Annotated in this window: 4 protein-coding genes; 3 read left to right on the top strand and 1 reads right to left on the bottom strand. The window is 37.8% G+C overall.

What is annotated here, in order from left to right:
• Positions 1-85: 85 nt before the first annotated feature.
• Complete coding sequence (locus RM706_RS07635) at positions 86-2,089, bottom strand: putative porin (RefSeq protein WP_311350438.1); 2,004 nt, start codon at positions 2,087-2,089, stop codon at positions 86-88.
• Between the two features lie 160 nt (positions 2,090-2,249).
• Between RM706_RS07635 and RM706_RS07630 the strand changes: the two genes are divergently transcribed.
• The 3 genes from RM706_RS07630 to rnhB are packed head-to-tail and all read left to right on the top strand — an operon-like array spanning position 2,250 to position 7,988.
• Positions 2,250-6,620, top strand: coding sequence for a thrombospondin type 3 repeat-containing protein (locus tag RM706_RS07630; RefSeq protein ID WP_311350437.1), 4,371 nt, complete (start codon positions 2,250-2,252; stop codon positions 6,618-6,620).
• Positions 6,617-7,372, top strand: a complete 756-nt coding sequence (locus RM706_RS07625; RefSeq protein ID WP_311350436.1) for a hypothetical protein — start codon at positions 6,617-6,619, stop codon at positions 7,370-7,372. The genes RM706_RS07630 and RM706_RS07625 overlap by 4 nt, the downstream gene beginning before the upstream one ends.
• Positions 7,373-7,385: 13 nt before the next feature.
• Positions 7,386-7,988, top strand: a complete 603-nt coding sequence (gene rnhB / locus RM706_RS07620; RefSeq protein WP_311350435.1) for a ribonuclease HII — start codon at positions 7,386-7,388, stop codon at positions 7,986-7,988.
• Positions 7,989-8,002: the final 14 nt, after the last annotated feature.

The following is an 8,002-nucleotide window of genomic DNA, read 5'->3' as shown; positions in this document are numbered from 1 at the left end:
TAAAACAACTATTTTTTTGTCTTTTTTGAATAAAAAAATACCTCCTTGATATTCAGTAGTTAACAAGTGTAGATTTAATAAAAATTTATGAAAAGAAATTCCAAACCAAACCAAATCGGATAACAAAGTCACGATATGGATAATTAGGAGCGGAATAATAATTGTACTCCTTGCTCCAGATAGTATTAATATGTTCAGCTTTTAAATAGATTCTTGTCTGTCTAACTTTTGCATTAATAAAAAAATCAATAAGCGGATAAGCACCTAATTCTTCTCTATTTTGAACATAGAACTCGCCCAATAAAGGATGATACCCATTCATATTGTATGAAGTAAAATATTTAAAGGTAACTCCTGTTTGAATGTGCATTGCTTTTTTGAAGACATCACTTGAATAATATAACGTGTTACGGGTTACAAATTCGGGTAGGTTAAGCACTTGATTATCTTGAGTGACATTCTGGTACATGAATGTATTGTTCAGTGCCCATTTCTTGTAGACTAACTCTATATTATATTTAACCTTAAGATAATTTATCGTACTTGTTTCTTGTTCAGGTCGCACAAAGGCATTCTCAATTCCATTTTCAAAATCTTCTTCAGTTATAGTACTATCAATACCAAAAAAGGTGTAATTGTCTATAGCGGAATACTTCGCTTCGAAATTTCCAAAAAGTTTAGAATTAAATCCAAAAGCTAAGGTCTGTATCTGCTGCTTTTCAAAAAGCTCATTATTTTGCCAATTAAAATTTTGATACTCACTTTGATAGAGCAAAAAATTAAAATTAGGTGCTCTTGAAGAACCGTGTATTGATGCAGTAATGCTATTGTTTTCATTCAACTGGTATTTTGCGGCGCCATCAAATAAGGTTCCTGTTAAATCACCTGAAAGATTATATCGCACCTTACCTTTTAAAGAGAGCTTTCCTATAGTGTTCTTATAATCTGCACCCAATGCAATTTCATCACCTTCAAGCTTGTTTTGAATCGTTTCGTCTTCCCTAATTAAAAGACTATTAAAAAAATATTGATAATTATATAAGTTGATATTGCCAGAAAGACTGCCTAATGTTTTATTTGAAAAATTAGCTGAAACTTGATTAAACATCGTTTTCAATCTTGCTCTATCAGCCACGGGGCTAATAAAAACCTGCCCAAAAGTATCATCTTGAGCAGTTTGATCAAATTGATAAAACTTTGATTCGTAGTTAAACTGATGCCCAATAGCCAACAGTGTAGATTTAGTTTTAACACTATCTTTTCTTGGGCGAACCAAGTTAAATTGATGATCAATAAAATAACGCTTACTCAAAACTCTATTATCTGCATTGGTATACACTAAGTCTATTCTCGACCTATCTAAAAATTCTTCGCTACCAGATTCGAACTGTGTTTCTTTATCTAATAACCCGCCACTTTCTTCGGCTTCAATATCTTGCGAAGCATAATGACCTCTTAGCCAATATCTGTTATTGGCAGTTCTATAATTAAAACTTGTTCTAAACCTACCTGATTGGGCTTGCTCAAATCGGTATTTACCAGCAGATCTAAACCCACTATAAGCAATAGAAAAATTTAATCGTGGTGAGGTATTAAAAGTCAGCAGCGCATCTAAGAGTTGACCTTGTTCAAGTGTGGTTTTAAAAAAAAGCTCTGTCATTGGTGTGGGCACATTATAATAATAGACATCTTCATCTTCAAAAAAACCATAATGCCTGGCACTCGCTCCAATCTTTGGATAAAGTGAGGAATTCTCAAGATTTACTCCTAATAAATTATAAGCCTGCCCAATATTAGAAAAGGGCATTAATTCAAAATCATCTTCACGCAAAAAATTATACTTGTATTCTTTTGAAATGGTCAAAGTTGTATCTAAAAATGTAGTATCCCTATCCTTTGAGATAATTTTATAATCTTCAATTGAAATGGGCTTGGCCTCTTTTTTTACTTTTTTCTTTTTGGAACCGGCAATAGAGTCTTCCTTTTTTTGAAAAGGCAATAACTCTTTAGAAGGTTTTGATTCTTCTACTTGAGCATTGACCGAAAAAAGTACAAAGAAAAAGAAAAGTGTAAGAATATAATATCTCATTATAGGTACTTGACCGAGCAAAGGTATCCATTTTTGTTCGTAACAAAATGTGAAAATTTCGAAGGCCTTTTCCAAAATTAAATTTGATTATTTCATCTAAAAAAATAATCGTTTCTTAAAAAAATCCATACTTTAAGACTTTGATAGTAAAAAAAACCTGATGAAGAAAATACTACTATTGCTTTGTTTTTTGACTACAAGTCTATCATTTGCCCAGTACAATTCGAATGCGCCTTGGATGAAAGAACTCAAAAAAAGTAAGGCTACATCAATATTTGCCAAATCTCAGTCAAATGTCACGAATGCAAAAAAATATAAATTCGAAGAAATAACTGATGCCTTTGATAACTATTGGAGAGGAAAAGACATCACCGAAAAGGGAAACGGATACAAACCCTTTATGCGATGGCGTAATTATTGGCAATATTTTGTAAAACCCGATGGGTATCTGCCCACTTCCAAAGAATTATGGGATACATATAAGGCCAAGCAACAGTTTGCAGGACCTGTAAACCCGACCAGTAATTGGACCACCATTGGCCCTTCAGCCGCTGGCACTATTGCTCAAGGTCAGCCTGGTTTGGGAAGAATTAATGCTATTGCGGTTGACCCAAATGATTCTAATATTTGGTATGCGGGAGCACCAGCCGGAAGTGTCTGGAAATCCATTGACGGCGGAGATATATGGACCGAGCTTTTTATAGATTTTCCACAAATAGGTGTTTCCGGCATTGCAATCGACCCCAATGACAGCAATACCATCTATATTGCCACCGGTGATGATGACGCCAGTGATTCCTTTAGTATTGGGGTTTTTAAAAGTACTGATGGAGGCACAAGCTGGGCTCCAACTGGTTTAGGGCCTGACCAAACAACAAATTTTGATGTGCTCAATGAGATTTTTATCGACCCGACTGATTCTAATGTTGTTTGGGTAGGTGGCACACAAGGTATTTTAAAATCAATGGATGCTGGTGACACTTGGGAAGTTAAACAAGAAGGGAACATCACCGATTTTCGATTAAAACCAGACGACCCGAATACCGTATATGCCGTCATTGGCCAAACCCGTTCAACCGGCACGGAATCTGATATTGTTCAATTCTTAAAATCAACAGATGGAGGGGATACATTTTCTTCAATTTCTGAAAACCTCCCTAATGATGGAGGAAGAGCCGTTATTGGTGTAAGCCCGGCAGACCCCTCGGTAGTATACCTTCTTTATTCTGATGTGTTCGATTGCAATAATTGCTATCAAGGCCTCTTCAAATCAACGGACGGTGGTGAAACGTTCACCGAAACCGAAAATTCTGATGACCTAATTGAACGAGATCAATCTTGGTATAATCTTGCCATTGCAGTTTCACCAACCGATGCCAATGAAGTATATACCGGGGCTATTAACATTTGGAAAAGTGTGGATGGTGGAGATTCATTCATAAGACTAAATGATAATGATAATGTGGTTGGCCCTGCATATACCCATGTAGATCATCACACCCTAAAGTTTTTCAACGACCAGCTTTTCGCCGGCACCGATGGAGGGCTATACATTACCGATAATGGTGGCACCACTTTTACTGATAAATCCAGTGGCCTTGGAATAACCCAATTCTATAGAATATCCATTGCAAAGAACGATGCTAGCAGATTGGCGGGGGGCACCCAAGACAATTCGGGTTTTGTTTACAATGAAGATGAATGGAACATTTACACCTTTGCTGATGGAATGGATTATGAAATTGATCCTTCTAATGGAAATATTGTCTATGGGTTTTCGCAGTTTGGGAGTGTGTTGTTCATTTCAAGTAATTTGGGGCAATCTGTTGGATTTGTCGGCGCTCCAAGGGATGAGGATAATAGTGCTATACAAGGTAATTGGGTAACACCATTAACTGTAAGTGCCGATGGTGAAGTGTATGCCGCTTATGACATCGTCTATAGGCTTTCTGGAAACTCATGGGAGCCCATTTCAAACACCTTTATCGAAGATATTGATTTAGGCAACAAAATCAATGATTTAGAAGCTGACCCCAACAATACCGAGGTACTTTATGCTTCTGACAGGGGCTTTCTCTTTAGAAGTGAAAATGGAGGCGAGACCTTTGTAACGGTAAATCCTGATGAGCCATTGGATGAGTCAATTTCAGATATCGCCATAAACAATGATAACCCGGATATTGTATATGTTACAACCTCCCTACGACCAGGTATCCCATTGGTATCACAGCCTACAGCAAGAGGGGTTTACAGATTAACACTTGATAATGGCGTATTGGTTTCTATAGATGATATCACTTTTGATTTACCTGCGGACCAGGCCTATTTTGCTATTGTTCATCAAGCAAGAAGTGCCAATAACGGCATTTATGTGGGTACCAGTTTGGGCGTATACCGTTTAGATGATACCCTAACCGAGTGGGAACAATACTACACGAACCTGCCCAACACAGCGGTGAGCGATTTGGAAATTAGCCCTGATGATGGGGTAATCGTTGCCAGTACTTATGGAAGAAGCGCATGGATTTCGCCCATTCCAATAGATCCACCAGATGATGACATTAAACTAATTGATGTCGTTGCGAGTTCACAATCAATTTCATGTGCTACCCAAGTGATACCATCATTAACAGTGGAAAATAAAGGTTTAAATGTTATTACCGAGATTGATGTGGTTTACTCTGTTAACGGGCGTACCGAACAAAACTTTGTTCATACGACTAATTTGGTAAGTGGAGCTATGGAAAGTTTCGATTTACCAATCATTACAGGTGAAATAGGCGAACAAATTCAGTTGGATGCCACTATTTCAATAGTCAATGATAGCTTTTTAGACAACAATTCGCTTTCTGCACCTGTCTACATTACAAATAGAACCGGTCAAAGCGATGAATTATTTGACTTTGAGACGGATGCCACATCACTGTTTTCTTATGATACCACAGGCACTACGCCACTGAATCCTAACGGAGTTTGGGAAATTGGAGCACCCTCAGGAACGCTATTGAATTCGGCCACTTCAGGCGCTAATGTAATAGGTACTAATTTGAATGGAAATTATCCAGATTTGACAACAGGTATTATTTATAGTAATTGTTATGATCTTTCTTCTATGTTAGCACCGAAACTGAGTTTTCAAATGGCATTTGATTTAGAACAAGATTGGGATTATGTTTCGGTGATTTATACTGTAGATGGTGGAACTACATTTCAAATTTTAGGTGAATTGGGCAGTCAACCCAATTGGTACAACAGTGATAGAACGGTTAATACAGCTGGTAATGATTGTTTTAATTGTCCCGGAGCCCAATGGACTGGTACTGAGGCAGCAATGACCCAATACACCTACGACTTTGCTTTGAATGCATCCTTGGGGGAAGTCGATTTAACCCAAGAAACCAATATCATTTTTGGAATATTGTTTCAATCTGATCAGTCTGTTAACCAAGAGGGTGTTGTAATTGATGATTTTCTAATTGAAAATTTAGTGGATGATGATGACGATGATAATGATGGTATTTTGGATGTCAACGACAATTGTCCCCTACTGGCTAACGCTGATCAAACAGATACTGATGGTGATGGCGAGGGAGACACTTGTGATTTAGACGACGACAATGACGGGGTACTTGATATCAATGACAATTGCCCTTTAATAGCCAATGCTGACCAAGCAGATATTGACGGTGATGGCATTGGTGATGTATGTGATGATGATATTGACGGTGATGGCGTACCCAATGTTTCGGACCTTTGCGCTGCAACACCAAACAACTCTGTGGTTGATGTTGATGGTTGTGTGATTTTCACCTTGCCAGTAAATAATTTTAGTATAAGAAGTACTGGTGAATCATGTATTGCATCTAACAACGGCAGCTTAACTGTTACTGCTTTGGAAATGTTGAATTATACTGCCACTTTAACGAACTCAGAAGAGATGGCAACTACAACTGCTTTTTCTGACACTATCACCTTTAGCAATCTAATAACAGGCAGCTATACGCTTTGTTTAACCGTAGAAGGGCAACCTGACTACGAACTTTGTTATGACATCACTATTACCGAACCTGATGCCCTAAGCGTAAGCTCCAAGATAAGTAGCTTAAAAAGTGAGGTGGTTTTAAGTCTAAAAGGTGGAAAACAGTATTTAATTGAGTTAAACGGAGAGGCTTATGTTACTTCAGAAAATGAAATTACTTTACCGCTGGATAAAGTTGAAAATATTCTTTCTGTTCGTACCGATAAAGAATGTCAAGGAACATATGAAGAGACTATAGTTCTAAGCGATAAGATTCTTGTTTATCCGAACCCTGTTAGCAGTCAAAGCTTAAATATTTATTTAGGCTCTGATGAATTTACAGAAGTGCGAGCATCAATATTTTCTATAGATGGAAGGCAAGTAATGGGTAATTTTTATAGCCCAAACAGTGGCTACATTAATATGAACATTAGCGGACTAACACAAGGCATTTACATTTTGAACATAAAAACTGACAATACATTGTTGAATTATAAAATTGTAAGAAAATGAAACTAAATAAAATTCTATATATCAGCATATTGACCTCAGTCCTTTTCGTTGTAGGATGTAGTAGTAGTTCTGGAGATGATACTCCACCGCCGCCAACTACCGGTGGGGACGATGATGATCCGGTAGTAGTAATCCCTACCCCTGGGGCGGCAACTCTTGTTTTTCCAGAAGACAATACGGAATGTAATACAGGTGTAGTTGACCTCACTGATGAAACCAAGAGTGCGGTAACTTTTGAATGGAATGCAGCTGAGAATGCGGACCGTTATACGCTGACCATAACAAATTTAAATACCAGCTCTTCAATATTTGCTACCTCAAATACCAATGAGGCGACTGTAACCATTGACCGGAGCACACCGTATTCATGGGTTATAACATCACGAGCAATCGGTACCATTGAAACAACCGATAGTGAAACCTTCCGTTTTTTCAATGAGGGACCCGGGGTAGAAAATTATGCGCCATTTCCTGCGGAAGCAATTGCTCCAGCAAGAGGAGTAAATTTAGTAGGAACTACCACCACTGTTACTTTAGAATGGAGCGGAAGCGATGTTGATAATGATATCACGGGATATGAAGTTTTTTTTGGTACTGAAGCAGACCCAACTTCATCTATTGGTTCAGGTGCAGAAACAACCCTTGCCAATGTAGCGGTAACTTCAGGAACAACGTATTACTGGAAAATAGTAACAACCGATAGCGTTGGAAACACCTCTTCTTCCGAAGTGTTTTCATTTAGAGTCGGTTAATCATATTTTGATTTTGGGTAAGCTATTAGCATACTATAAGCGCCCTAATGAAGCAGGTACAGATGAAGCAGGCCGGGGCTGCTTAGCTGGCCCTGTCACTGCTGCTGCGGTAATACTCCCTCCTAATTTCGAGAATGGCCTCATTAATGATTCCAAGCAATTATCTGAAAAAAAACGAGACGAGCTTAGACCACTTCTTGAAAAAACCGCCATATGTTTTGGTATTTCCCATGTCTTTGAAAATGAAATTGATAAAATCAATATTTTAAATGCCTCCATTTTAGGAATGCACAGATCATTAGACCAGCTCACAAAAATTCCAGAATTGATACTTGTTGATGGTAATCGATTTAAACCCTACCAAAAAATTCCACATAAGTGTATAATCAAAGGAGACAGTAAGTTTTTGAGCATTGCCGCAGCTTCTATTTTGGCAAAGACGTATCGCGATGCCTATATGAAACAGATTCATCAAGAATTCCCAATGTACAACTGGGCAAAAAACAAAGGTTATCCCACCAAAGAGCATCGGGCCGCGATAAGAAAATATGGCCTTACCAAATACCATAGAAAAAGTTTCAAACAATTACCTGAGCAATTAAATTTGGAGTTTTAATAAAGGCTGTAACT

Origin of the sequence: Croceitalea rosinachiae, assembly GCF_031846445.1 — a bacterium.
Taxonomy (GTDB): Bacteria; Bacteroidota; Bacteroidia; order Flavobacteriales; family Flavobacteriaceae; genus Croceitalea; species Croceitalea rosinachiae.
The sequence above is the reverse complement of the archived record's forward strand: the minus strand, read 5'-3'. Positions and strand labels throughout refer to the sequence as shown.